The following is a 26,695-nucleotide window of genomic DNA, read 5'->3' as shown; positions in this document are numbered from 1 at the left end:
CCTATAGTTTTATAAATGTATTAATTTTGTCGATTATATGTTTGGCGTTTAATCCAACTTCATCACGCATTTCTTGTTGCGATCCTTGTGGAATAAACACATCAGGCAATCCGATGTTTAAAATATCACATTTTATTTTTTTCGATAACAAAAATTCATTGACGGCGCTTCCAGCCCCACCTTTGATACTGTTCTCCTCAATGGTGACAAGTATATTATGGCTTTGACTAATGTGCAAAAGGACTTTTTCATCTAGTGGTTTTACAAAACGCATATCTATCACTGTAGCATTTATTTGATCAGCTGCTTGTAAAGCTTCAGGTAATAATGTGCCAAAATTGAGTAAAGCAATATTTTCACCTTCTCGACAGTATTTCGATTGTCCCAATGGTATTGGAGAGAGTGGTTGTAAACTAGCACCACATCCTTCACCACGAGGATAACGTACCGCTGATGGGCCATTATGTAAATAACCTGTATAAAGCATTTGTCGACATTCGTTTTCATCACTCGGAGTCATAATAACAAGATTAGGAATACAGCGTAGAAAACTTAAATCGAAAGCACCTTGATGGGTTTCACCATCAGCTCCAACAATGCCTGCTCTATCTATAGCAAACAGGACAGGTAAATTTTGGAGAGCAATATCATGGATCACTTGATCATATGCACGTTGCAAAAAAGTAGAATAGATAGCTACTACCGGTTTTAATTCACTAATAGCAAAGCCTGCGGCTAATGTTACCGCATGCTGCTCAGCAATGGCTACATCGAAAAATTGTTTGGGATAGCGTTTTGCAAATTCAGTCATACCAGAGCCTTCGCTCATGGCAGGAGTAATTGCCATTAAACGTTTATCATGTTCGGCTATCTCACACAGCCAATCACCGAATATTTTGGAATAGGTTGGTGCAACTTTCTTTGAAATCGGTAAAGTCCCTTCATTGGGATTAAATTTGGGAACACCATGCCATAAAGTCGGGTTTTGTTCGGCAGGGCCATAGCCTTTACCTTTTTGAGTAATAATGTGCAGTAGTTGTGGTCCTTTTAACTGCCTCACATTTTGCAAGGTAGCTACGAGTGTTTCGACATCATGACCATCTACTGGACCAATGTAATTGAAGCCTAATTCTTCAAATAAAATGGCTGGAGTAACTAATCCTTTTAAATGTTCTTCGGTTTTTTTGAATAATTCTTTTAATGGCGGAATATTCGAAAGGACTTTTTTACCACTTTCACGAAAAGAGGTATAAGCTTTACTTGATAAAATTTGCGCTAAATGCTGATTAAGTGCGCCGGTGTTTTCAGAAATTGACATATCGTTATCATTAACAATGACTAACATATCAGGTTTTATATGACCTGCGTGATTCATTGCTTCAAATGCCATACCAGCGGTTAATGCACCATCACCAATAATTGCTGCTACTTTTTGTCCTGATTGTTTTTGTTGTTCAGCAATAGCAATACCTAGTGCGGCACTAATAGATGTTGATGAATGGCCAGTAGTTAACACATCGTATGCACTTTCATGACGATGAGGAAAAGGGTGCAATCCACCTTTTTGGCGAATGGTTAGCATCTGATCACGTCGACCAGTAAGGATTTTATGCGGATAAGCTTGATGCCCTACATCCCATATAATTTTATCAAATGGTGTGTTATAGACGTAATGTAAAGCGACGGTTAATTCGACTACACCTAAACCTGAAGCTAAATGGCCACTAGATTGACTAACACTATCTAATAAAAATTGTCGTAATTCCTGACAAATCTCTGGCAATTGTGATAGCGGATAACGTTTAAGATCCGTGGGAAAATTGATTTGCTTTAATAAAGGAAATTTATCTAAATTCATTTTTATCATCTAGTTATTAGGTTAACTATTTCGATTAATAATAAAACCAGCAAGATCTTGTAATGGTTGGCTATTATAAGGTATTTGCCGCAGACTATCGATAGCTTGCCGATATAATGTGTTTGTCATTTCAATTGCATTTTGTAAGCCAACTAATGCCGGATAAGTACTTTTTTCAAGTGCAATATCTGAGCCCTGTGGTTTGCCCATTAGTTCTTGTTCACCAATAACATCTAAAATGTCATCTTGAATTTGAAATGCTAATCCAATAGCTTGAGCATAGTCATCTAAGATTTGATAATAGGGTTTGGCTACCTCACCACTAGCATAAGCTCCAAGCCTAACTGCTGCTTGAATTAAAGCACCGGTTTTATAATTATGGATATTTTGTAAATGTTCAAGGGTTACCTTTTGATGTTCTGCTTGCAAATCAAGTGATTGACCTAAGCACATACCTGTAAGTCCACTGGCGTTAGCGAGTTCGCTAATCATATTAATTTTACTTTGATTATCAATATGTTGATTTTCGCATAATAAACTGAAAGCTAGTGATTGTAAGGCATCGCCAGCAAGAATGGCTTCTGCTTGACCGAATTGAATATGACAAGTAGGTTTTCCTCGCCTGAGGTTGTCATTATCCATGGCAGGTAGATCATCATGAATTAAAGAATAAGTATGCATTGATTCGATAGCAGCTGCAATAGGATCAAGTTTATCTAAAGGACAATTAAACATCTGCCCAGTTAGATAAACTAGAATAGGGCGGATTCGTTTGCCTCCGGCAAGCAGACTATAGCTCATCGCCTGTTGCAAGTTTGAAGGGGCAAATTGCGAAATATATGTTGTTAAATAATTATCAATACGTTCTTGTAATGGTTTTGTGCTATTCATTATTATCAATTGAAAATTCAGATAATTGAGCATCACTATTTTCAGATAACAAAATTTGGATGCGTTGTTCAGCCTCATTAAGTTGTTTTTGACCAGAACGGGCTAATTTGATGCCTTTTTCGAACTCATTTAAAGCTTCATCTAATGGTAAATCACCATTTTCAAGTTGAGTGACAATTGCTTCAAGTTGTTGGATAGTTTCTTCAAAACTTGCTTCTTTATCTTGTTTTTTTGCCATATCGTCCCCCTTTGTGTTAAATGAGTATACACGTATTTTTTCTGATGGTGAATTAAGATATTTAAGTTAAATTATTACATTAATTAAAACATCATTAACCAATGAGTTGCGATTAGTTTTATTGAGTATCGTGGCAAGATGGATAATCTTCTTGTTCACGTTCAAGTTCATCAACTGATAGTTGGGCTATATCAGGATTGATCGGTTTTTTAACTTCAATTCCTAATTCTCTGAATCGTTCTATTTGACCAATAACATTACCTCGTCCTCTAGATAGTTTGTTCATTGAATTTTGATAGGTCTGTTGTGCTTTATCTAAACAGTTACCTAGGTTTTCCATATCCTCAATAAAACCGCGAACTTTATCATATAGTTTACTTGCTCTATCAGCAATAAGTTCGGCATTACGATTTTGGTATTCAAATCGCCACAAATTATGAATAGTTCTTAACGCTACCAATAAGGTTGTTGGACTAACAATCATAATATTATTTTTTAAAGCATCATTAATTAATGACGGATCTTGATCAATTGCTGACAAAAATGCTGGTTCAACTGGAATAAACATTAATACATAATCTAATGAGTTGATACCAATTAGTTTGTGATAATCTTTTTGGCTAAGCTGTTTTAGATGATTACGTACTGAAGCTAAATGATCGGCAATAGCCTTAGTTCTAATATCATCATCATCGCTGTTAAAATAACGTTCATAGGCAACTAAAGTAACTTTTGAATCAATGACAACATCACCACCTTGAGGTAAATGAACAATTACATCTGGTTGCAAACGTTGATTATTTTCATTGGTTAAATTAACCTGAGTGTGATACTCATGTCCTAAGCGGAGTCCTGAGTTATCCAAAATTTGACTAAGAATGAACTCTCCCCAATTACCTTGAGTTTTATTATTGCCTTTTAGTGCATTAGTTAAATTAGTGGCCTCTTTAGTCATTAATTCATTAAGCTGTTGCAAATTGCGGATTTCATGGGTGAGAGTATGACGCTCTTTGGCTTCTTGTCCAAAGCTGTCTTGAACCTGCTTTTGAAAGCCTTCTAGTTGTTGTTTTAGTGGTGAAAGTAGAAAATCTAAACTTTGTTTATTTTGTTGCTCAATCTTTTTACCACTTTGCTCAAAAATTCGATTAGCCAAATTTTCGAACTGAGTTGTTAAACGTTGCTCACTTTGTTCTAGAATGGTTTGCCGTTGGTGAGCGGCATTCATCGTCTCTTCTAAACGTGTTTGCAATTCGCTAATTTTAATATTTTGGGCGATATTTTGTTGTTGGTATTGATTTAACTCTTGTTCCAACTGTGTTATTTGATTATTTAAAACCTGATTTTCTTGTTTTTTCTGATTCAGTTGTAAATCAAATAAGGCATGTAGATTATTAGCTCTAAATTGAGTTTTTAATAAAGCGATTAATAAAGCAATGGCGATAATAGCAATTATTATCGCTATCCATTCACTTAAGTCTAAACTTCCAAACATGATCAAGCCCTTGCAAAAGTGAATGAAATGACATCATCTAAATTCATGGCATCAAGTGCTAACATAATTAAGCGGTCAAGTCCTACGGCAACACCGGCACAATCAGGCAAACCTGCTTCCATAGCCGCAATTAACTCAATATCAATATTTTGTGGTGGTAAGTTTTGATTTGCCCGATCAATATTATTTTGTTCAAAACGCATCTTTTGTTCTTGTGGATTGGTTAACTCTTTAAATCCATTAGCTAGTTCTATCCCTTTATAATAAAACTCAAAACGGCTGGCGACTCGATGGTCTTCCGGACTGATCGCTGCTAATGCTGCTTGAGATGCTGGAAAATTATATACTGCAACGGGCTTTTCTTGACCAATATGAGGTTCGACGCCAAAACTAAATAAGCATTGTAATAAAGTGTCTCGATCATAATCATCAGTATTAAGCTCGATATTAAGCTTTTTAATCGCATCAATTAGGCTTGCTTGATCAGCTTCCAATGGGTCAATATTTAGATGACGTTGAAATGCTTTTTGATAGGAGATACGCTCGGCTGGTTCGCAATCTAGAACGTTTTGTAATAGATCGTCTACCTCATTAATCATTTGCATCATATCAAATTGGATTCGATACCACTCTAGCATGGTAAATTCAGGGTTATGATAGCGACTCACTTCTTCATGATTACGAAAACATTTACAGATTTGATAAATAGGGCCACTGCCAGCCGCTAATAAACGCTTCATATGATATTCAGGGCTGGTGATTAATGACATTTTCTGCCCTTGTTGTTCATTGGTTTCACCAGGTTTTAAAAATAAGGTATGAAATGAGCTAAGATGCACATCTGTTACTGCATATTGGCTTAAGGTTGGCGTCTCGACTTCTAATATACAGCGATCAGCGAAAAACTGTCTTACTTGAGATACAATTTTAGCGCGCTTAAGTAAATTATTAATTGATGCAGTAGGTTGCCAAGTCATAAAAAAATATCCATGGATTTTGATTAATTACTAAAAGAAGAAATAGGGCATTAAGCCCTATCTCTTATTGCTGGCGTTCATTTTGCCATAATGAGAACAAATTGTCGTATTTTTCTTGCTGATGCCAGATATGACAATGAAGTGCAGAAAGAATAATTGGGTCTTCTAAAATTGCTAATTGTTGTTCTTTACTGATTTTTTCTAAATCCACTTGCTGATAGTGCTCAATCAGTTGTTGGCGCAATTGCTGATTTTTTGTATTAGGTAAATGACGAGAAGTCGATAATGCACAGGCTAACGCATTATAAATAGGATCGACAAGTGCCATAACAAAGCCATGTTCCATAAAAGCAGCTTCAGTTTGCGTTAAATAGTCACCAGTAAGTTTTACTGCACGTGAAGGGTGGGTTTCTTCAGGAGTTAAAAATAACCCTGCTTGTTTAGCTTTCATACCAATACTAGATAATCCAGAAACGCGAATTACCAGTGGTGAAATAGTTAATGGGATTAAAATTGCAATATACCAATAGGTAAATTGTGGATTTAACCAAATAATCACGCATAACCACACAATCCCTAATAATGATAAAGGCCAACAAAAATAGAATGATTCCCCCCAAGTTAAGGCATCATCACTTCGTGATGGTGACTTCCATTGGATTTTGCTACCAAGCCATGCTTTAACAACGAATTTGCTATGGAAGATCATACGGATTGGTGCAAGGATCATTGACCACACCATTTCAATAAGAATTGATAAGGTTAGTTTAAATATCCCGCCTACATCTTTTGCCCCTGTTCTGGCTATAATAATTCCGTAGCTAAATAATTTAGGTGCAAACAACAATACCATCGTAGTTGAAAGTAGTTGAATAGCTAATTGTTCATCCCACCTTGGCCAGGTTGGGTAAAATTGGTTGGGTTGGAAAAAATATTGTGGTTCAGAAATATTGAACACTAATAATAATAGTGTGGAGAAAATTAAAAATATCAACCACAATAATGATGAAATATAAGCCATACCACTGGTTAAAAACATAACTCGGTGGGTTAAAGTAATGCCACTTTTGAATATTAAGCGAAGATTGATCAGATTACCCATACACCAACGATTATCTCGTTTGAGATCTTCTATCATGTTTCCTGGTAACTCTTCATAGCTACCATTCATATCATACGCAATCCATACCCCATAACCAGCTCGTCGCATTAAACTTGCTTCAACCAGATCATGCGATAAGATATGAATCGAGCCTTTACGTTTTTGCAATGGTGATAAAATACAGTGTTCAATAAAGGGTTTGAGGCGAATCATGGCATTGTGACCCCAATATTGGGCTTCACTTAGTTGCCAGAAGTGAGTACCTGAGCAAAAAATATCGCTATAAATCTGATTGGCAAATTGTTGAATACGGCCGTATAAGGTTGTCATTCTGACCGATTTTGGTGGTGATTGTAATATACCTGCTGTCGGATTCATTTCCATCATGGCAACCATTTTTAAGATACAATCGCCAGTCATAATACTATCAGCATCAAGAATCATCATGTACTCATATTGATGTCCCCAGCGACGACAAAAGTCATCAATATTACCGCTTTTACGTTTCACACGACGTTTACGATGACGATAGAAAATATTACAACCATTATCTGCTTTTTTAGCATTAAAATCAGCCCAAGCCTTTAATTCATTAACATACAAATCAGGATCGTTTGTGTCGCTAAGAATATAAAAATCACAACATTGAGGATGTCCCATTTCAACCAGTGATTCATAGGTAGCTTCAAGTCCTGCGAATACTCGTGAAACATCTTCATTACAAATAGGCATGACTAATGCCGTACGATGTTTTGCGTCAATATGGGATGCAGGATCGTTAGGAATAGCAATGGTATAACGGTCTTTTTTTATCACCGCTAAAATAAGGCCCATGATACTGGTCCAAAAACCGATTGAAATCCAACAAAATAATATAGCGAAGAGACCAATAACAAAACCTTGTATGATATAAGGGATGATACTATAGATAGCCAGTTCCGGATTGATTTCCCAATTTGCCATAAAACTAATCTTTTGCCAGCTTTGATACGGCAAAAGTGATGATAAATAAGTCGTACCATAGTAAGTTTGCACGGCAATAAGCGCAAACATAATTAAGCGACGAATAAGTGCGATAATATTTACACGTGGTTTTGATTTAGCTGTATAGTGTTCATCCCAAATTTGTGGTTGTACTGATACACGTTCAACTTTGGGATAACTAGGTTGTTGTTGTCTTGTTTCATTAAAATATTCAGTATTGCCGACTTGATTCAATCGATATTTTAAGAATTCGACATCATTGACAAGTGAGTTATTGTTTTCCGATTTCTGACGCCAAATTTCGGCGTCAGGTAGATTTTCGAAGTAATCTTTTTTCATATTATTGGCTGATTTTTATAATTATTGAGCAGGATATTGCCCGCTCCAAGTTTCGGACAATACTTCACCCGTTTGAGAAGCGAGCTGAACTCGCAAATCGGTTGCTTTTTTGTTATCCTCAACGTTAAACCGTATAATAACACGCCAACCTTTAGTCACTGAATTGTATTGAGTGTCGCAACTAACAATTGATCCGTTATTAATACTTGAAATAACTTTAACAGGCTTTTTGTCTGATAACTGAGGGCCAGTAAAATCAATAACATAAGCATTAGAACCATCAAGTTTACGTATTAAATTGGCTTGTTTTATATCACCCAACGATAAACGAGTACTTTCTGCTCTAGCGACGTTAGCTGGATAGCGATTTTTTTCGTTTAGTGTGTAGTGTAATCGATATTTAAAAGTAAGTTGATCACCACTTTTGTACTGTTTTTCCGGAACCCAGAAGGAAACAATATTATCATTGGTTTCATCGGCTGTTGGAATTTCGACAAGTTCAACTCGTCCTTTTTGCCAATCATTTAAGATTTCAACCCAAACACTTGGTCTTAGTTCGTAATGGTCATCTAAATCTTGATAATCATCAAAACCTTTATCTCGTTGGATTAGGCCAAAGCCTTTCGGATTTTCTAAACTATATGATGAAAACGATAAACGTTTTGGATTGTTTAAAGGGCGCCAAATCCACTCATTGTTATTGGCCAAAATAGATAACCCGTTTGAGTCATGCATTGCTGGACGATAATTAAGTAGTGGTGAAGGTTGATTTGGACCATATAAGAACATACTAGTTAATGGCGCAATACCTAATTTTTTAACTGAATCACGGAAAAATACTTTAGCTTCTACAGTGACTGTTGTATCAATACTTGGTACTAAAGTAATTTTATAAGCACCTGTCACACTTTGAGAGTCGAGTAATGCATAAATGACTAAATGCTTTTGGTTTGGGTCTGGACGTTCAATCCAATATTCTTTAAATCGAGGAAATTCCTCTCCTGACATTTCACCAGTATCGATGGCAAGCCCCCTTGCAGAAAGGCCATAACGTTGATCTTTACCAACGGCACGGAAGTAACTACCACCAAGCGCAGTAAATATTTCATCATCGGTTTTTGTTGGTTTATTAATTGGATAATGAACTTTAAAACCGGCAAAACCAAGATTTTTGGTATTTAAATTATCTAAATTGAGTTTGCTCAAGTCAAAATAATCTGGATTGTATTTTATTTCATTAACTTGATTATTTACAATTTCGTTAATTTTAACCGGCGTGTCGAAATACATACCTTCATGATAAAACTCAAGTTTAAAACGACTCTTACGATCATTCCAATAAGCTTTATCATGTTTAAAGGAAATTTTTTGATAATCAGCAAATTGTAGTGAAGATAGCTCACTAGGAATATTTTTAGATGGTTGGACATAAGACTTTTTTGATAATTTTTCTGCTTTTGCCACTACATCATTAAAAGTAAAAGCCCATGAAGAAAAACTCAAACAAGATATCGATGCTATGCATAACATCTTACAAGTTAATGTTTTACTAAATCGACTAATAGGTAATAAATTGTACATAAAAAAGACTCACTTAAGTATTATCTAAAAATATTAATGTAATTGATAATATTGTCTTTAGGACTACTTAAACAATTTTCAAGATAATCGGTTTTCATTTCGTCAAGAATACTTGGATTTTCATCAATTAAAAAATGTGAGTAATTATCTTTGAGAATTTTAGTTTGTAATGCAGCCAAATCTTGTTCTGACATTCTAAATAATGGTTGATAGCGATTAGTTATATTTTCTGTATCTTTGCTGTAAACTGCTGCAACAAAATCTGCTGACCATTGACAGTAATTGTTTAGATTATTGTCGGTTGGATTAATTTTCTTTAACTCAATTTTATGTTCGGCTTGATTTTCTTCAATCACTTTTTTGAGTTGAATATCATATTTTAACTTATAAAATTCGTTAAGATAAAAATTTAACACACAGGAAGATTCGTTACTGTCATCTTTACAGTCTAAAATACCGTGTTTTTTTATATAACTGTCAAACTGTTTATCGCCAACTAATTGAAGTAATTGATTTTTTGCATTAGATACAAACGGATTATTTTGTTCTGTTTGTTCTTTTAATATTGCTAACGAATCGACTTCAATATTTTTGCCATTATTTTTTGTTTTAGACATATTGTTTTTTACACAGCCTGTGGCAAGAATAAAGACAATGGCACATGTAAGGATATTACTTATTTTCATATATCAAATTCCATGAACATATTCTTGAGTTGAAAATTCAGGTTGAGCAACTTAACACTTTCTAGTGAAGTCGTAACGCGAAATTATATACTCTTATTCTTTTAAAAACACTAGATGATTACATTAATTTAGTAAAAAACGCACTAAATATTCTTTTGCTGATTTTGTTTAATGTCGGCACATTTTTTTTATATCAACAGTAAATTGTGAATCATCGGTTAAAGCTGGCTTAAATTTTCCTTTTGCTTTTAAAAAAGCAATAAGCTGCTCGGCATTCATATTGGAGTTAGAACAGGTATGAAATCTAGCTTCGGTACCAAACTTTTCATTGATAGCATTAAGTAAAGATGATTCGGTATAATCGTTTCCATCCATCATCTGTAGTACTTCATGACCGTGAATTGATATCATTTCCCTCTCCTAAATTGTTTTTATCTCGCGCTAATTATTATTTTTAAGCGGTGAAAGATAGCAGATATTTTTAATAAAAAAAAGAGGTTAAATATTAAAAATATCATTAATTGTATTTAGATTAACCCTGATTATTATCAGGGTTAAATAATTAGTGTGAAAAAGGTTAAATTGATAAGATAATCTTTATTTATTTTCATCGATTTTTACAATAATCGAGTTGTTTTCAGTTTTAACCTGTTGGAGCACAACTGATATTGTATCTGCTAGTTTAAGGACAAACTCATCTTTAATTTTAATTGAACCCTCATCAAGATTTAAGGTTATTTCATCACGAACGTTATGAATCATGGAGAGAGGTAAAAATGCGAATGCCCCTATCTCGGTCAATCGGACTCGAGCACCACCTCGGTTAATATCAATTATTTCAGCATTAAAGCGTTTTCCTTGTTTATTGGTTAGGTATTGGCTATAAAGATTTTCGGCGATATCACGTTCAGCTAAACGTAATTTTTTTCGACGATCAGACATACTTTGTAATTGTTCGGAAGTTGGCGCAATGAATGGTTGCTCTTTAAGCGAAGCTTTAAGTAAACGATGGTTTATCATATCACCATATTTGCGAATTGGTGATGTCCAGGTTGCATAAGCTGTAAATCCTAAGCCAAAGTGTGGTTCTGGTGTTAATGAAAAATCAGCTGGAGTTTGGAATTTTCTTAACCTTGCCGATAGGAAGTCATTATCATCAATTAATCGACGTAATTTGACATATCCTGCAAATGTCATTAGTGATTCTTTATCGAAATCAGTGATGCCATTACCGGCTAATATTTTTAAGATCTGTTCAATGTATTTGCTATCAAAACCTGAATGGGTATTAAACACCCCAGTGCCTACTTTTTCTTGCAAATACATAGTTAGAGCTAAATTGGCAATAATCATCACTTCTTCAACAATGTTATTACCAATACCACGTAATTCTTTAATGATGTTTTTTACTTGGCGATTATCATCTAGTACGAATCGATAATCATTATTGGCTTTAAATACTAACGCATTTTGTTGTCGCCAATCTATACGTGCTTTTGCTAGTTCTGATAGTAATTTAAGTTGTTTTTTTATCGTGGCATCATCGATATTTAAATCACTTCGACCTTCTAAGAAATCAGAAACATTGTTGTAAGCAAGTTTAGCTTTCGATTCAATCCATGCAGGAGTGAAACTAATATCATCATTAGCAAATTGACCATTTTTATCAATGTTAATTTTACAAACCATGGCTGGTCGTTTTTCATTGGCTTTTAATGAACATAGATTGTCCGCCAACTGTGTTGATAACATAGGAATATTAAAGTCTGGTAGATAAGTGGTGAAGTTTCGAATTTTAGCGATATTATCGACTTCACTATCTTGAGGAATATACGCGGTAGGGTCGGCGATGGCGATCATTAGCTGATAGTTACCAATTTCATCTTGAGAAATGGCAATGGCATCATCCATATCTTCGGTATTTTCATTATCAACCGTGAAAAATGGTACATCAGTTAACTCTTGACGATTTTCCTGTTCAGACTCTGATATTGTGAAAGCTTCCTCTTGAGGTGCTTTATCTTCTAAATCGTAACGCGCCAAAGTTTTGAGCCATAATTGATAAATTGAATCAGAACTAGCGATAAATTTGGTTACTTCAGCAGAAAAATGATTTTTATCTTTTTCTAATGGATGTGATTGCAATGTAGCAACAACCCAATCACCTTCTTTTAATTTTTTCGTAACTTGAGGATTAACTTTACAGCGTATGGCAAAATTTGTTGGCATATTTTCTGGATAAATCACCATAGCCCGATCTAAAAAGCCGATTTTACCAATAAATTTTTGTAAGCTACTTTCAATTAATGTTTCAGGTTCAAATGACTCTTTATCATTATTGCTGATGATAGTTCCCGATACTTTATCTCCATGGCAAAGCTGCTTCATTTTGGCAACAGGAATAAAATAATTGGTTTTATTATCAACATCTAAAAAACCAAATCCTTTTTCGTGCGCTCGGACGATACCTTCAACACGCGGTTTTTGTTCGTATAATTCTTGTTTAAGTTGGGCGAGTAATGGGTTATTTTGAAACATATGGCTTAATATTAATTGAAAAATTTAGACTAAATTCTATCATAGTTATGCTTTTAGGAGTTATTGAATTGTTCATCAATGACTGGCTATTGAAGTCAGTTACAATAAATAGAGTTAAAACATGAAATTAAATTATAAATTACATGGCAATAAACAACCGATTTTATTAATGCATGGGCTATTTGGTAGTTTAGATAACTTAAACATGTTAGCTAAAGACCTCGTTGCAAATTATCAAACTATACAAGTTGATTTACGTAATCATGGCCAATCGCCATGGTCAAATATCATGAACTATCAAGCTATGGCGGAAGATATCGTGGAACTCTGCCATGATTTGCAATTACAAAACTTAATCTTGATTGGTCATTCGATGGGGGGGAAAGTTGCTTTGCAACTAAGCCAATTGATTCCACAACAAATTGCTAAAATCTGTGTAATTGATATTGCGCCAGTTAAATATACTCAAACAATTAATACTCCGGTCATAAAAGCATTGGCACAATGCATTGTTCAACAATTAGTTGATAGAAAGCAAATCGCTGAAGTCATGAGACAACATGGCTTAAGTGAACCAACGATTTTATTTTTGCTCAAATCCTTTAAACATGAGCGTTGGCTATTTAATGCTGATGTAATTATTAATCAGTATGACAATATTTGTGATTGGCAAATTATTTCAGCTTGTGATATTCCTACTTTATTTATTCGTGGAGGAAATTCTAACTATATTACTGATAAGGATTATCCTGCCATTTTTAGCCAATTTCCTAATGCGCAAATTGAAACAGTAGCCGGTGCTGGCCATAATGTTCATGCGGAAAAAACAGAGCAAGTATTGCAACTTTTATATCCTTGGTTAGCTGACTGATCATAATTATTTCATTAATAAAAATTAATCAGAAGCACCATTGTTTAATTGATGGTTGCTGATTTTTATTTTTTTCATTTAAACTAAAGATTGCTAGATTAAATAAGCAATAATACTAAAAAATAAGATTGTTGTTTGGTAAATTCAATCAATAAACATGCATAGCTATTTTTATCTAAAGGAATGAAACTCATCACGCTAGAATTAGCGCAAACGGGATGGGATATTGCCGTAGCATGGAATGAAAAAATAGAAAATAAACAGCGTGATCTATTTTTAGCAATGAACATTAATCACATAGTAAACGTTGCTGTTTAATTGTTTTATGATTAGGAGGAATAACATTAATAAAAACTATCCGACAAGATGTACTATAAGGTTGGCTATAAACTTGATATTGCCAATTATTCGGTATTATTTGCGGTACAGTATGAGGATAACTATCAAGTAAAGCAAAGGCGATTTGCTCCGCTTTAAACTGTTTTTGGAAATAGTGGTGTTGACTAATAATTGCAGTTAAATAACCACTAAAACCTAGCATAATGATTGCAAACATTAAGCATGATATCATGACTTCAATTAAGCTAAATCCAGCTATGTTTTTTCTATTCACAATCAACTAACCTTTTTTCTGGACAATAATCTAGCCAATGTCCTTTTTCAATAATCAAGTGATTATCTGCAAAATGCGTTAACATATAAAGATAATAGTCATCAGCTTGGGCGCGTACTAAGGTATAGTTATCCACTTTTAATCGTGATTTTTTTATACATGCTGTTAAATGATATTGCGCATCAGATAAGCATTGCCACTCTTCGGTCGGAAGTTGCCAGGTCTGCTGAGTTGCCCAACTTAAACTAGAGCTCGCTAGGTTAAACTGGCGATAATATTGAATCTCAATTAAATAGTTTTTTTTTAATGAATTAACTATAGCTTGAAAACCAGTTAATAAAATGAGTCCGACTATGGTTAAAATAATTACCATTATTAGCGTGCTAAAGCCATCTATCTGTGTTGTTTTTTTATTAAAATGGATTTTCATTCTTGATAATGGTTACCGTTTGATAGATTATTTTTTTGTTTTTCTTTAATTGAGCAGCAATATTTATTACAAAATAGTTATTTTGCTGTTTTATTGAAAATTGCGTTATTTTAATGTCATGTGGATCGAATATTTTCTCCCAATTTACACCCTCACAATTTATTGAACCAACTTTATATTCCAAATTATTTTTGTAGAAACGATAAGCAAAAATGTCTGATTTACTTGGCGCATTATGATCATAAATCCAATCATTGCGAATCTCACTATCATAACGGAAAATATAACAATTGTTTGAAGTATTGATTTCAATTGGATGTTGTTTCATTTTTTCGGGGCTATTGGCAATAAAACCAGCACGTTTTAGATCTTTGGTTATACTAACTAACCCTTGATGGATATTCTTTTCTAAATGAATATGTAGATTTTTCTCCAGTAATATAGTTTGTAATTTACTATAGAATGAGGTGATACCAATAAAAATTAGACTAGAAAAAGCTATACTCAACAATATTTCAAATAATGAAAATCCATTTTGTTTTAACATCTAGGTAGTCCTGGCAAATAACTATTCTTTTTACAAAATCGAATTCGTCCACGATATGAAATGATAATTTGCGTGGTACCAATGGCGTTGTGTAATTCGATTGTACCTGTTTGCGCCATATTTTTCCGGCCCCAAAAGGAGATGGCTTTTTTATCAGTTAAATCACTTAATTCAACGGAATTGTTAGGCTTCATAAAATAGGTGGTGCCTTCTTGACAAGTGGCTGGTTTTTCCCCTTTGCTGATACTTAAACACCAAGGCTGAAAAAAATAATATACGTGATAGTTTTCGTTAGTATTGTAAGCTCTGGCTTGAGCCTCTTCTAAAAAATAGGCTAGCTGTTTTGTGGTGGTTGCTAGTTCATTACGCAGTTGTAACTCTTTCCAATGTTGTACACCAATTGCGGCTAAAATAGCACTAATACTGATAACAAATAAAAGCTCTAATAAAGAAAATCCGCTGTTTTGCATTATTTTTTATTGAGAAATTTAACGAGAATTAAACTTTATATCTAAATAAAATCACGCTATTAACTTTTACTAAGATTTTGTGAAAGGCATTCCAAATAATTAACTTTTTTTGAGAGATCTTAATGATACGATAAACCACTTAAAAATAGTGGCATATTATATTATACTGTTAGGCCAATTAAATTTGCTAACGGACTTAAAGTTAAAGGAAACAAGAAATGCAACAATTACAAACTATTATTGAGGCAGCATTTGAACGTCGTGCTGAAATTACTCCTTCAAATGTTGATACAGTGACGCGTGATGCGATCAACCAATGTATCGCTTTATTAGACAGCGGTAAAATGCGTGTTGCAGAAAAGATTAATGGCGATTGGGTAACTCATCAATGGTTAAAAAAAGCAGTGTTGCTTTCATTCCGTATTAATGAAAATCAACTTATTGATGGTGGCGCAACTAATTACTATGACAAAGTACCGTTGAAATTTGCTGAGTATGATGAAGCGCGTTTCCAACAAGAAGGTTTCCGCGTAGTTCCATCAGCAATTGCACGTAAAGGTGCTTATGTAGCTCGTAATACAGTATTAATGCCTTCATATGTCAACATCGGTGCTTATGTTGATGAGGGGACTATGGTTGATACATGGGTAACCGTTGGTTCATGTGCGCAAATTGGTAAAAATGTTCACTTATCAGGTGGTGTTGGAATCGGTGGCGTATTAGAGCCGTTACAAGCAAACCCAACTATTATTGAAGATAACTGTTTTATCGGCGCTCGTAGTGAAATTGTTGAAGGTGTGATTGTCGAAGAGGGCAGCGTTATCTCAATGGGTGTATTTATTGGTCAAAGTACTAAAATTTATGATCGTGCAACTGGTGAAGTTCACTATGGTCGCGTACCGGCTGGTTCTGTGGTGGTATCAGGTAACTTACCAACTAAAGATGGTAAATACAGCCTTTATTGTGCAGTAATCGTTAAAAAAGTAGATGCTAAAACGTTAGGTAAAGTCGGTATTAACGAATTACTTCGTACTATTGATTAATTTTATTAATCTATCTATTAAAGCTGCCGTAAATGTTACGGTAGCAATAAAATGAGTTGTTTAAAGTAAGTTATATTTTATAACGATTAGAAGAGGAAAATTTATGCCTTCTTTTGATATTGTGTCAGAAATTCAAATGCCAGAAGTCAAAAATGGGGTCGACAATGCGACTCGCGAATTGGCAACGCGTTGGGATTTCAAAAATGTCGAAGCATCATTTGAGCTTAATGAGAAAAATGAAACTATCAAAGCGACGAGCCAATCAGATTTCCAAGTACAACAGTTACTGGATATTTTACGTGATAAGTTAGCTAAGCGTGGTATTGATGGTGGTGCGCTAGAAATTCCAGAAGAGATGGAACATAGTGGTAAGTTTTATAGTATTACAGTTAAGCTTAAACAAGGTATCGATAAAGAATTAGCTAAAAAAATAGTTAAATTAATCAAAGATAGTAAAATTAAAGTCCAAGCGCAAGTACAAGGTGACCAAGTTCGCGTTACTGGAAAATCACGTGATGATTTACAAGCAACTATGGCACTAGTTAAAAATGGTGAGTTAGGTCAACCATTTCAATTTACGAATTTCCGCGACTAATCAATCATTTCAATCTTTATTATTGCCGACATTATTTTTGACAACATTTGGATAAAATTTTTCGGCAATATGTTTTTGCTTATCCACAGAATCAACTTTTAAAAATATTGAGGAAAGCACTTTTTTGCATCTAAATTTTTAATAATATGTGCTTTTATTTTTATTTTTGGTGAGGCATTATTTCAAATAACGAGATTTTTTTAACTAAATACGTTATTCTATCACCTTGTCTATCCTCTTATATTATAACAATACTTATTATGCTGAAAAAATTAGTTTTCTTTTTTGTTTTTTTTATTTTTTCATGTCCTTTATTTGCACAAAATCCCAATGATGAAGATAAGAAAGTATTTATTGATAACTTATTATCAAAAATGACTATTAAAGAAAAAGTGGGACAATTGCGATTAATCAGTGTCGGCGGTGATCTAACCTTAGACAAAGTACTTGATCAAATCGAAGCGGGTGAAATCGGTGGCATTTTTAATACTGTTGTGGAACCCGATCTATCCAGAATGCAGGAAAGAGCTTTAAAATCGCCAAACAAAATTCCAGTCTATTTTGGTTTTGATATTGTCCATGGCCATCGTACAGTATTTCCAATTAATTTAGGTTTAGCAGCAACTTGGGATCGTAATGCCTTCGCTAAAGTGGCTGAGGTATCAGCTGATGAAGCAACGTCTGATGGACTTAACGTTACTTGGGCTCCAATGGTGGATATTACCCGTGATCCTAGATGGGGACGAGTTTCGGAAGGATTTGGAGAAGATCCTTATTTAGCTTCAGAAGCTGGGCGAATTTTTGTTGAAAAAATGCAAAAACAATCCTTAGCTGATAAAAAATCATTAGTCACAACAGTTAAACATTTTGCACTTTATGGGGCGGTTGAAGCTGGGCGTGAATATAACAGCACCGATATGAGTGAACGCAAAATGTTCCAAGAATATCTTGTGCCTTATAAAGCGGCTATTGATGCCGGCAGCCGAGCGGTTATGGTTGCTCTTGTTAGTGTAAATGGTATTCCTGCTACAGCTAATCATTGGTTATTAACTGATGTATTACGTAACCAGTGGCATTTTGATGGAGTGGTTGTTAGTGACCATGGCGCTATCCGTGAATTAATTAATCACGGCGTTGCAACTGATGCAAAAGATGCGGTACGTATTGCCATCAAAGCGGGTATTGATGTGAGTATGAATGATGAATACTTTTTACAGTTTTTACCTGAATTGGTTGATGAAGGTGCTATCTCAGAAGATCTGATTAATCAAGCTTGTCGCCATGTGTTAGAGCTTAAATATGATATGGGGTTGTTTAAAAATCCGCATCGAAATTTAGATCCTAATTTTGCTATTGAGACTATGTTTGCTAACGATCGCCTACATCGTACTGAAGCCAGAGATGTAGCTCGTCGTAGTATTGTATTGTTAAAAAATGAAAATAATTTATTACCGTTAGACAAAAATAAAAAAATAGCTGTCATTGGACCATTGGCTGATTCAAAACGAGATATTTTAGGTAGCTGGTCAGGTGCTGGGCGTGCTAATTTAGCGGTAACACCGTTAGAAGGCATTAAAAATGCCATCGCAAATCCCAAATTAGTGAGTTACGCATGGGGTGCGAATCTTTCGGATGATCCTAACCTTGATAAATTTTTAAATTTATATGGTGAGAGCAGCAAATTTGATAAACGACCAGCTAATAAGATGATAGCCGAAGCTGTTGCTCAAGCTAAAAAATCAGATGTTGTTGTAGTTTTTGTTGGCGAAGCACAAGGCATGGCACATGAATCATCAAGCCGAACCGATCTTAATCTTCAAGCTAGTCAAAAACGATTAATTAAAGCATTAAAAGCTACTGGTAAACCACTGATCATTGCTTTAATGAATGGCCGTCCACTTACTGTGAAAGAAGAATATCAGCAAGCTGATGCTATGCTTGAAACGTGGTTTTTAGGTACTGAAGGGGGGAATGCTGTGGCTGATGTGCTGTTTGGAGACTATAATCCATCAGCTAAATTACCGATGTCTTTCCCTGATAATGTTGGCCAAATTCCTGTTTATTATAGCCATTTAAAAACAGGTCGACCACATGGTACGGTTAATATGGGTAAATACACAACATCTTATTTTGATAGCCCTAATGAGCCTTTATTTCCATTTGGTTTTGGCTTAAGTTATACTGATTTTACTATTGATTTTTCATTATCAAAAACTGAAATGTCACCAAATGGAGAAATTGAAGTTATTGCTAATGTGGAAAATACTGGTGAAAGAGAAGGTTCACAAGTGGTGCAGTTCTATTTGCAAGATGTGACAGCATCAGTAAGCCGACCGGTAAAAGAATTAATTGGTTTTGAATCTATTACTCTTAAACCGCATGAAAAAGGTCAAGTGAAATTTGTTATCAAATATGACATGTTAAAATTCTGGAATGATAAAATGCAATATGTTGCAGAACCCGGTAAATTTAATGTGTTTGTAGGCGCTGATTCTACAACTAAAGATAAGCAAACATTTACTTTACTTGATAATTAAAGTTAGCATTCTCCGTCGACTTCGGTCGGCGGTTTTGTGCCGTGGTTATTGTTATGTTTGAGTTTGATCTTGTACTACAGCTTTTACAACAGATGTGCGTATATTTGGTTATAGCTTATTTGTTGAGTAAAACCCCGATTGTCATTCCTTTAATGCAAGTCACTATCCATTTACCTCATAAATTAGTCTGTTATTTTATTTTTTCATTATTTTGCATTATGGGTAGCTATTTTGGTTTACATATTGAAGATACTATTGCCAATACTCGTGCTATTGGAGCTATTTTAGGCGGGTTGCTTGGTGGTCCGGTAGTAGGGCTTTTAGTTGGTTTAACTGGCGGTATTCATCGTTATACATTAGGTGGTATTACGGCTGAAAGTTGTATGTTATCGACTATCTTGACTGGTTTAATTAGTGGATTACTTCATTATACTTTAATGAAAAAAGGCCGAATTGATTTAGTTTATAATCCCTTTTTAGTTGGGGTATTAGGTGTTCTGGTTGAATCATTAGAAATGATTCAAGTACTATTAATATCGAGACCTTTTGATGTTGTTTTACATGCAGTGCGAAGCATTGCTGCACCAATGATTGTGGCCAATAGTATTGGAGCTGCAATGTTTATGCGAATTTTACTAGATAGACGGGCGATTTTTGAACGCTATACATCGGCTTTTTCGGCTAAAGCTCTTAAAATCGCAGTGAGTACTGAAGGTCTATTGCGTGAAGGTTTCAATCAAGAAAATAGTACCAAAGTCGCAGAAATTATTTATCAAGAATTAGATATCGGTGCTGTATCAATAACCGATCGGGAAAAAATTCTTGCTTTTATTGGGGTTGGTGACGATCATCACTTACCAGGTACGAAAATTACTTCAAATGTTACTTTAGAAGCGATTGAGCAAAATGATGTTAAATATCTTGACGGTACACATCAACCTTATCAATGTTCAATCAATAAAAATTGTCGTTTAGGTGCAACTTTGGTTATTCCTCTTCGTGGTGAAAATAATAATGTAGTTGGTACTATTAAACTTTATGAAGCTAAAAATACATTATTTAGCTCAATAAATAGAACTTTAGGTGAAGGTATTGCCAGCTTATTATCTGCGCAAATATTGGCCGGGCAAAATGAGTACTACAAACAGTTATTGTCTAAAACTGAGATTAAACTATTACATGCCCAAGTAAATCCTCACTTCTTATTTAATGCCTTAAATACTTTACTGGCTATTATTAGGCGTGATAAAGAACAAGCATCGCAATTAGTGCAAAACTTATCAACTTTTTTCCGTAAAAACTTAAAACGTACTGATGAAATAGTAACGTTAAAAGATGAAATAGAGCATGTAAATGCTTACCTACAGATCGAAAAAATGCGTTTTATGGAGCAGTTAAGTATAAATTTTGATATTCCTGAACAACTCGAAGATGCGCAATTACCAGCATTTTCATTACAACCAATTGTTGAAAATGCTATTAAACATGGTACTTCACAATTAATTAGTCAAGGAGAAGTAACGATTAGAGCCTATGCAAATGAGCAGACTTTAATTTTAGAGGTTATTGATAATGCAGGTAATTATCGAGAAAATAAAAAAGATAATAAAGGACTTGGTCTTAATTTAGTGGATAAACGAATTAAGATCCGCTATGGTGAAAACTATGGTATAAAGATAATCTGTAAACCAGACGAATACACAAATGTAATGTTATCTTTGCCTTTGATAGAGGATGTCGTAGTTTAATGTTAAATGTGATTATTGTTGATGATGAATTACTTGCTCGCGAAAATTTACGTTGTTTGCTAGAAAACGATAGCCAAATTAATATTGTCGCAGAATGTAATAATGCCATGGATGCTATACGTGAAATTCATCGATTAGCACCTGATGTCGTTTTTCTTGATATTCAAATGCCAAAAATAAATGGTCTTGAAATGTTATCAATGCTTGATCCGCAAACTATGCCTCATATTGTTTTTTTAACTGCTTATAGCGAGTTTGCTGTAAAAGCTTTTGAAGAACAAGCTTTTGATTATCTATTAAAACCTATTGAACAAGATAGGCTAAATAAAACTTTAAGCCGTTTACATAAAAAATGTCCTGTAGCTGATATAAATCAATTATCAGGTATTGATCAACAGTTAAAATATATACCTTGTATTGGTCATAATAGAATTTATTTACTATCTAATGATGATGTTTTTTATATTTCATCTAAAGTTTGTGGTATTTATGTGTTTAATCAAAACAATAATGAATATTTTACTGAACTGACACTAAAAACCTTAGAAGATAAAACCTCACTAATTCGTTGTCATCGACAATATTTAGTCAATTTAAAAAAGTTAAAAGAGATTCGCTTTAATGAAGCAGGTAGTGTTGATATTATTTTAAATAATGATGTTGCTGTGCCGGTGAGTCGTCGATATTTAAAATCGCTTAAAGAGATATTAGGACTATAATCATTTATTCTGGTTTATTTCATCGATAGAGATACCGTTTACCAACCATTTTTAACCACTCATATAGTCGTTTTAACCTGTAACTAAATTTCCTATACCATTCAATTAACTAAAAAATTACTATACCCTTGAGCATAAAGTAAGCTTTATCTCATGATTCAATACAACCAAATTCAAAAACAATTTGCAGTTAATATCCATCAATTTCATCAATCTTTGTAACTAAATAACAAGATTAAAAAGATTGAAAGGTGATATTAATTTTAAAGCGATAAAGAGAATTATTATGAATAATAGAATACTTAAGCATATACCTTGGATCATTTTGGCCATCGTTGGTGCTTGCTGTTTAGCAGTCATAGCACTACGCCGAGGTGAACACATTAGTGCATTGTGGATTATTGCCGCTGCGGTGTCTGTCTATCTAGTTGCTTATCGATATTATAGTTTGTATATCGCCAATAAAGTAATGCAGTTAGATCCAACACGGGCGACGCCAGCTGTGATTAACAATGATGGTTTAAATTTTGTGCCAACCAATAAATATGTCTTATTTGGACACCATTTTGCGGCAATAGCCGGTGCTGGACCGCTTGTAGGCCCTGTACTTGCAGCACAAGTAGGTTATTTACCGGGTACTCTATGGTTATTGGCTGGTGTGGTATTTGCTGGCGCAGTACAAGACTTTATGGTGCTATTTTTATCATCACGCCGTAATGGTTCATCTTTAGGTGAAATGATAAAAGAAGAGATGGGACCAATTCCTGGAACAATAGCCTTATTTGGTTGTTTCTTAATCATGCTAATTATTTTAGCCGTATTAGCATTGATTGTTGTTAAAGCATTAGCTGAAAGCCCGTGGGGCGTATTTACTGTTTGTTCTACAGTGCCAATCGCATTATTTATGGGTATTTATATGCGATACCTCAGACCAGGCCGTGTTTTAGAAGTTTCAATAATTGGTATTGTATTACTAATTTTGTCTATCTGGTTTGGTGGTGTTATTGCTCATGACCCATATTGGGGGCCAGCATTAACTTTCAAAGCAACCACGATTACTTTTACTTTAGTTGGTTATGCATTAGTTTCTGCGATGTTGCCTGTATGGTTAATTTTAGCTCCGCGTGATTATCTCGCCACTTTCTTAAAAATTGGTGTAATCGTTGGTTTAGCTATTGGTATTGTTATTTTAAATCCTGATTTAAAAATGCCAGATGTAACTAAATATGTTGATGGCACAGGTCCTGTTTGGAAAGGTTCTTTATTCCCTTTCTTATTTATTACTATTGCTTGTGGTGCTGTTTCTGGTTTCCATGCCTTAATTTCATCCGGTACAACACCAAAATTACTTGCTAATGAAACGGATGCACGTTTTATCGGTTACGGTGCTATGTTAATGGAATCTTTCGTGGCTATTATGGCTTTAGTGGCTGCATCAATTATTGAGCCAGGTTTATATTTTGCTATGAATACTCCACCAGCTGCGCTAGGAATAACTATGCCTGATTTACATAAATTAGGTACTGGCGATGCGGCGATGATAATGTCTCAACTACAAGATGTGACAGCACATGCGGCGGCTACAGTTAGTTCGTGGGGATTTGTGATTTCACCTGAGCAAATTTTACAAACAGCCAAAGATATTGGCGAACCATCAGTATTAAATCGTGCCGGTGGTGCACCAACTTTAGCCGTAGGTATTGCGCATGTGTTCCATCAAATTCTTCCTGGCGCAAATATGGGCTTCTGGTATCACTTTGGTATCTTATTTGAAGCACTATTTATTCTAACAGCGCTTGATGCAGGAACTCGTTCTGGACGTTTCATGTTGCAAGACTTATTAGGTAACTTTGTACCATTCTTGAAAAAAACCGATTCACTGATTGCTGGCTTTATTGGTACTTTAGGATGTGTTGGTTTATGGGGATATCTACTTTACCAAGGTGTGGTTGATCCATTAGGCGGTGTTAAGAGCTTATGGCCATTATTTGGTATTTCAAACCAAATGTTAGCAGCGGTAGCATTAGTATTAGCTACAGTTGTATTAATTAAAATGAAACGAGCTCAATTTGTTTGGGTGACTATTATTCCTGCCGTTTGGTTATTGATTTGTACTACTTGGGCATTGGCACTTAAACTATTTAGTAATGATCCTAATTTAGAAGGATTCTTCTATTTAGCTAATGAGTATAATCGTCGTATTGCCGAAGGCAGCGAATTAACTGCACAACAAATTGATAATATGCATCATATTGTCATTAATAACTACACTAACGCCGGTTTAAGTATCTTGTTCTTAGTAGTTGTGTATAGCATTATCTTCTTTGGTATTAAAACTGCACTTAAAGTGCGTAATAATAAACAAAGAACTGATAAAGAAACCGCTTATGTGCCTATTCCTGAAGGTGGTGTTAAAACTACGATGTCACATTAATTAATAGTAAACAGAATGTTAAATTAAACTAACATTCTGTCTGTTTATGGAAATAACTTTCGTACTCCTTATTTTGCCTAACAATAGTCACTATCGTTAGGCATTTTTTATCACTGATTAAGCATCTTGTTTTTTATAAAAACGCTTTAATTGAAAAAATAATAATTTAGAATAATAGCTGTTTTTATAAAAACGATTTAAATTAATTAGGATGTTAATTTTACATAATAGTGATAGGAGATAAGGATGTTGGTAAGCAAAAAACGTGCTTTGTTAAGCGGTTTATTTATATTAGGTTGTGTATTTCAGGTTAATGCAAAAGAAGTTGGTGTTTCTATTTTAGCAACGTCAGATGTGCATGGGCGAATGTTACCGTGGGATTATGGTACTGACAAAGCAGACTCTTCAGGCTCTTATGCGCAGATATCTTCATTTTTAAAAGAGTACCGTTCTCAGCATGCTAATGTCATTTTGGTTGATGCTGGTGATATTATTCAAGATAATCAAATTGAACGATTTAATAATGTGAAAGATCATCCAGCTATTGCTGCCTTAAATGCTATGCATTATGACATTATGGTACTTGGTAATCATGAATTTAATTTCGGTATGCCGATAGTCGATAAAGTAATTTCTGAATTTAAAGGCCAAACTTTAGCGGCTAATATTTATTATAAAGATTCCGGTAAACCTTATTTACCCGCCACAACCATTATTGAGAAAGAAGGTATTAAGATTGGCTTTATTGGTGCAACTACGCCTTTTGTTCCAGAATATGAGAATAAAACTGGTTATGTAAATCAAATGGAATTTACTATGCCAATACCGGAAATAAAAAAACAAATTGCTAATCTCAAACAACAATCAGTTGATGCTATTGTTTTAGTTACCCATATGGGATTAGATAATGAAAACAATAAACCGGGTACAGGTGTTGCCGATGTTGCTAATCAGTTACCCGAGCTTGACGTAATTATTGCCGGACATAATCATCAAAATATTAGTGAAAAAGTCATTAATAATGTTGTTATTACTGAACCCCATCGCTATGGTACAGTAGTATCGGTGGTTGATCTTAAATTTGATATTGATGGCAATAAAAAAACGTTAAAAGCGAAAAAATCGCAAACATTACCGGTAAAAACTTATCCAGCTGATCCTGAAATCGAGAAAATTTATTCGCCTTATCATCAACAATTAAGAGAAATTTCTAATCAAGTTATTGGTGAAACAGATCAAGATCTTGTACCACAAGAGATAATACATGGTATACCAGCGGTTTACTTGCAAGAAAGTGGTTTAACTAATTTACTTAATTCTGTACAAATTTATTATAGCGGTGCGGATGTGACTGCTGTTTTAGTCGATAATAAAAAAGCGATATTAAATAAAGGGCCAATCGCTCGCAAAGATATTGCTAACAATTATCAATACACTGCTGGTGAAACCTCTATTTTTGAAGTTACCGGAAAGGATCTTAAAGATTATATGGAATGGTCAGCGGCATATTTTGCTCAAGTACAACCAACGGATAAAAATTATCAATATGATTCGGTGCGAGGCGCATCTAAATATATGACTTATGATATGTTTGGTGGCGTTAAATATATTATTGATTTAAGTGAACCAGTAGGGCATCGAATTAAAAATCTAACACTTTTAAATGGTAAAGTTATTACTGATGATATGAAACTCAAACTAGGTATGAATGCTTATCGTTATGAAATGTTGGTGAAAAAAGGTGGTCCATTAGAAGGGCGCCGAGTCGAGCCAATTTGGAATTCTCGTACGGCATTAGGTGATGAAGAAGGTACCATTCGTAATATGACCATTAAATATATTACCGATGTGAAGAAAGGTAAGATTAGCGATGAATCAAATAATAATTGGCAAGTTATTGGTATTGATCCTAAACAATCGAATTAGTATTAGTATCCTTATTGGCTCGTTTTTACACTAGTTTTTAGTAAAATGATAATTACTGTTATAAGCACTTTAAATT

The 26,695-nt window shown here is 34.4% G+C and carries 23 protein-coding genes; 9 read left to right on the top strand and 14 right to left on the bottom strand.

Features of this window, described 5'->3' with window-relative positions; genetic code table 11:
• Window position 1 precedes the first annotated feature (1 nt).
• The 10 genes from dxs to H3U96_RS10015 all read right to left on the bottom strand — a co-directional run bounded on the left by dxs (window position 2) and on the right by H3U96_RS10015 (window position 12,686).
• Window positions 2–1,867, bottom strand: coding sequence for a 1-deoxy-D-xylulose-5-phosphate synthase (gene dxs, locus H3U96_RS10060; protein ID WP_370545649.1), 1,866 nt, complete (start codon window positions 1,865–1,867; stop codon window positions 2–4).
• 12 nt (window positions 1,868–1,879) lie between these two features.
• A complete protein-coding gene (gene ispA / locus H3U96_RS10055; RefSeq protein WP_370531059.1) occupies window positions 1,880–2,752 on the bottom strand; it encodes a (2E,6E)-farnesyl diphosphate synthase in 873 nt (290 codons plus the stop codon).
• Window positions 2,742–2,987: an exodeoxyribonuclease VII small subunit gene (xseB, locus tag H3U96_RS10050; protein ID WP_065578470.1), complete on the bottom strand. Its 246-nt coding sequence runs from the start codon at window positions 2,985–2,987 to the stop codon at window positions 2,742–2,744. The genes ispA and xseB overlap by 11 nt, the downstream gene beginning before the upstream one ends.
• 118 nt (window positions 2,988–3,105) lie before the next feature.
• Window positions 3,106–4,479 carry a DNA recombination protein RmuC gene (gene rmuC, locus H3U96_RS10045; RefSeq protein ID WP_198196476.1) on the bottom strand — a complete coding sequence of 458 codons (1,374 nt, stop codon included), beginning with the start codon at window positions 4,477–4,479 and terminating at the stop codon, window positions 3,106–3,108.
• 2 nt (window positions 4,480–4,481) lie between these two features.
• Window positions 4,482–5,456, bottom strand: a complete 975-nt coding sequence (gene epmA / locus H3U96_RS10040) for an elongation factor P--(R)-beta-lysine ligase (protein WP_065650967.1) — start codon at window positions 5,454–5,456, stop codon at window positions 4,482–4,484.
• Window positions 5,457–5,520: 64 nt separating this feature from the next.
• A complete protein-coding gene (mdoH, locus tag H3U96_RS10035; RefSeq protein ID WP_086360529.1) occupies window positions 5,521–7,881 on the bottom strand; it encodes a glucans biosynthesis glucosyltransferase MdoH in 2,361 nt (786 codons plus the stop codon).
• Window positions 7,882–7,902: 21 nt separating this feature from the next.
• Window positions 7,903–9,411 carry a glucan biosynthesis protein G gene (locus H3U96_RS10030; RefSeq protein WP_108720842.1) on the bottom strand — a complete coding sequence of 503 codons (1,509 nt, stop codon included), beginning with the start codon at window positions 9,409–9,411 and terminating at the stop codon, window positions 7,903–7,905.
• A gap of 71 nt (window positions 9,412–9,482) precedes the next feature.
• Window positions 9,483–10,148: a hypothetical protein gene (locus H3U96_RS10025; RefSeq protein ID WP_065578466.1), complete on the bottom strand. Its 666-nt coding sequence runs from the start codon at window positions 10,146–10,148 to the stop codon at window positions 9,483–9,485.
• A 168-nt stretch (window positions 10,149–10,316) separates the two neighbouring features.
• The gene (locus H3U96_RS10020; RefSeq protein ID WP_065650965.1) at window positions 10,317–10,559 is read right to left on the bottom strand and encodes a YecH family metal-binding protein; all 243 of its coding nucleotides are present in this window, start codon (window positions 10,557–10,559) and stop codon (window positions 10,317–10,319) included.
• 186 nt (window positions 10,560–10,745) lie between these two features.
• On the bottom strand, window positions 10,746–12,686 hold the full coding sequence (locus tag H3U96_RS10015; RefSeq protein ID WP_086356786.1) for an exoribonuclease II: 1,941 nt from the start codon (window positions 12,684–12,686) through the stop codon (window positions 10,746–10,748).
• A 121-nt stretch (window positions 12,687–12,807) separates the two neighbouring features.
• Between H3U96_RS10015 and H3U96_RS10010 the strand changes: the two genes are divergently transcribed.
• Together H3U96_RS10010 and H3U96_RS11350 are read left to right on the top strand one after the other, a co-directional pair.
• Window positions 12,808–13,557, top strand: a complete 750-nt coding sequence (locus tag H3U96_RS10010; protein ID WP_086360528.1) for an alpha/beta fold hydrolase — start codon at window positions 12,808–12,810, stop codon at window positions 13,555–13,557.
• Window positions 13,558–13,740: 183 nt separating this feature from the next.
• Window positions 13,741–13,875, top strand: coding sequence for a hypothetical protein (locus tag H3U96_RS11350; protein WP_255545844.1), 135 nt, complete (start codon window positions 13,741–13,743; stop codon window positions 13,873–13,875).
• Here H3U96_RS11350 and H3U96_RS10005 read toward each other — a convergent pair.
• From H3U96_RS10005 to H3U96_RS09990, 4 genes are read right to left on the bottom strand one after another with little or no spacing between them, the layout of a single operon-like run.
• Window positions 13,847–14,170 (bottom strand): prepilin-type N-terminal cleavage/methylation domain-containing protein, encoded by a 324-nt coding sequence (locus H3U96_RS10005; protein WP_034903814.1) that lies wholly within the window; start codon window positions 14,168–14,170, stop codon window positions 13,847–13,849. The two genes, H3U96_RS11350 and H3U96_RS10005, sit on opposite strands and share 29 nt — an antisense overlap.
• Window positions 14,163–14,543 carry a DUF2509 family protein gene (locus H3U96_RS10000; protein WP_165601591.1) on the bottom strand — a complete coding sequence of 127 codons (381 nt, stop codon included), beginning with the start codon at window positions 14,541–14,543 and terminating at the stop codon, window positions 14,163–14,165. Before H3U96_RS10000 ends, H3U96_RS10005 begins: the two co-directional genes overlap by 8 nt.
• 40 nt (window positions 14,544–14,583) lie before the next feature.
• Window positions 14,584–15,147 (bottom strand): prepilin peptidase-dependent protein, encoded by a 564-nt coding sequence (locus H3U96_RS09995; protein ID WP_065578461.1) that lies wholly within the window; start codon window positions 15,145–15,147, stop codon window positions 14,584–14,586.
• On the bottom strand, window positions 15,141–15,617 hold the full coding sequence (locus H3U96_RS09990; protein ID WP_065578460.1) for a prepilin-type N-terminal cleavage/methylation domain-containing protein: 477 nt from the start codon (window positions 15,615–15,617) through the stop codon (window positions 15,141–15,143). Before H3U96_RS09990 ends, H3U96_RS09995 begins: the two co-directional genes overlap by 7 nt.
• A gap of 218 nt (window positions 15,618–15,835) precedes the next feature.
• Between H3U96_RS09990 and dapD the strand changes: the two genes are divergently transcribed.
• The 7 genes from dapD to H3U96_RS09955 all read left to right on the top strand — a co-directional run bounded on the left by dapD (window position 15,836) and on the right by H3U96_RS09955 (window position 26,619).
• Window positions 15,836–16,660: a 2,3,4,5-tetrahydropyridine-2,6-dicarboxylate N-succinyltransferase gene (dapD, locus tag H3U96_RS09985; RefSeq protein WP_065578459.1), complete on the top strand. Its 825-nt coding sequence runs from the start codon at window positions 15,836–15,838 to the stop codon at window positions 16,658–16,660.
• A 103-nt stretch (window positions 16,661–16,763) separates the two neighbouring features.
• Window positions 16,764–17,255, top strand: a complete 492-nt coding sequence (locus tag H3U96_RS09980) for a YajQ family cyclic di-GMP-binding protein (protein WP_034903574.1) — start codon at window positions 16,764–16,766, stop codon at window positions 17,253–17,255.
• Window positions 17,256–17,515: 260 nt separating this feature from the next.
• The gene (bglX, locus tag H3U96_RS09975; RefSeq protein WP_065578458.1) at window positions 17,516–19,792 is read left to right on the top strand and encodes a beta-glucosidase BglX; all 2,277 of its coding nucleotides are present in this window, start codon (window positions 17,516–17,518) and stop codon (window positions 19,790–19,792) included.
• 53 nt (window positions 19,793–19,845) lie between these two features.
• Window positions 19,846–21,540, top strand: coding sequence for a sensor histidine kinase (locus H3U96_RS09970; protein ID WP_065578457.1), 1,695 nt, complete (start codon window positions 19,846–19,848; stop codon window positions 21,538–21,540).
• Window positions 21,540–22,259, top strand: a complete 720-nt coding sequence (gene btsR / locus H3U96_RS09965) for a two-component system response regulator BtsR (RefSeq protein ID WP_086360527.1) — start codon at window positions 21,540–21,542, stop codon at window positions 22,257–22,259. Before H3U96_RS09970 ends, btsR begins: the two co-directional genes overlap by 1 nt.
• Window positions 22,260–22,545: 286 nt before the next feature.
• On the top strand, window positions 22,546–24,693 hold the full coding sequence (locus tag H3U96_RS09960) for a carbon starvation CstA family protein (protein WP_232347780.1): 2,148 nt from the start codon (window positions 22,546–22,548) through the stop codon (window positions 24,691–24,693).
• Between the two features lie 246 nt (window positions 24,694–24,939).
• The gene (locus tag H3U96_RS09955) at window positions 24,940–26,619 is read left to right on the top strand and encodes a bifunctional UDP-sugar hydrolase/5'-nucleotidase (protein WP_198196474.1); all 1,680 of its coding nucleotides are present in this window, start codon (window positions 24,940–24,942) and stop codon (window positions 26,617–26,619) included.
• The last annotated feature ends 76 nt before the right edge of the window (window positions 26,620–26,695 follow it).

Source organism: Gilliamella sp. M0364 (genome assembly GCF_016100565.1).
Lineage (GTDB): Bacteria > Pseudomonadota > Gammaproteobacteria > Enterobacterales > Orbaceae > Gilliamella > Gilliamella apis.
This window is presented reverse-complemented; position numbering and strand designations above follow the sequence as displayed.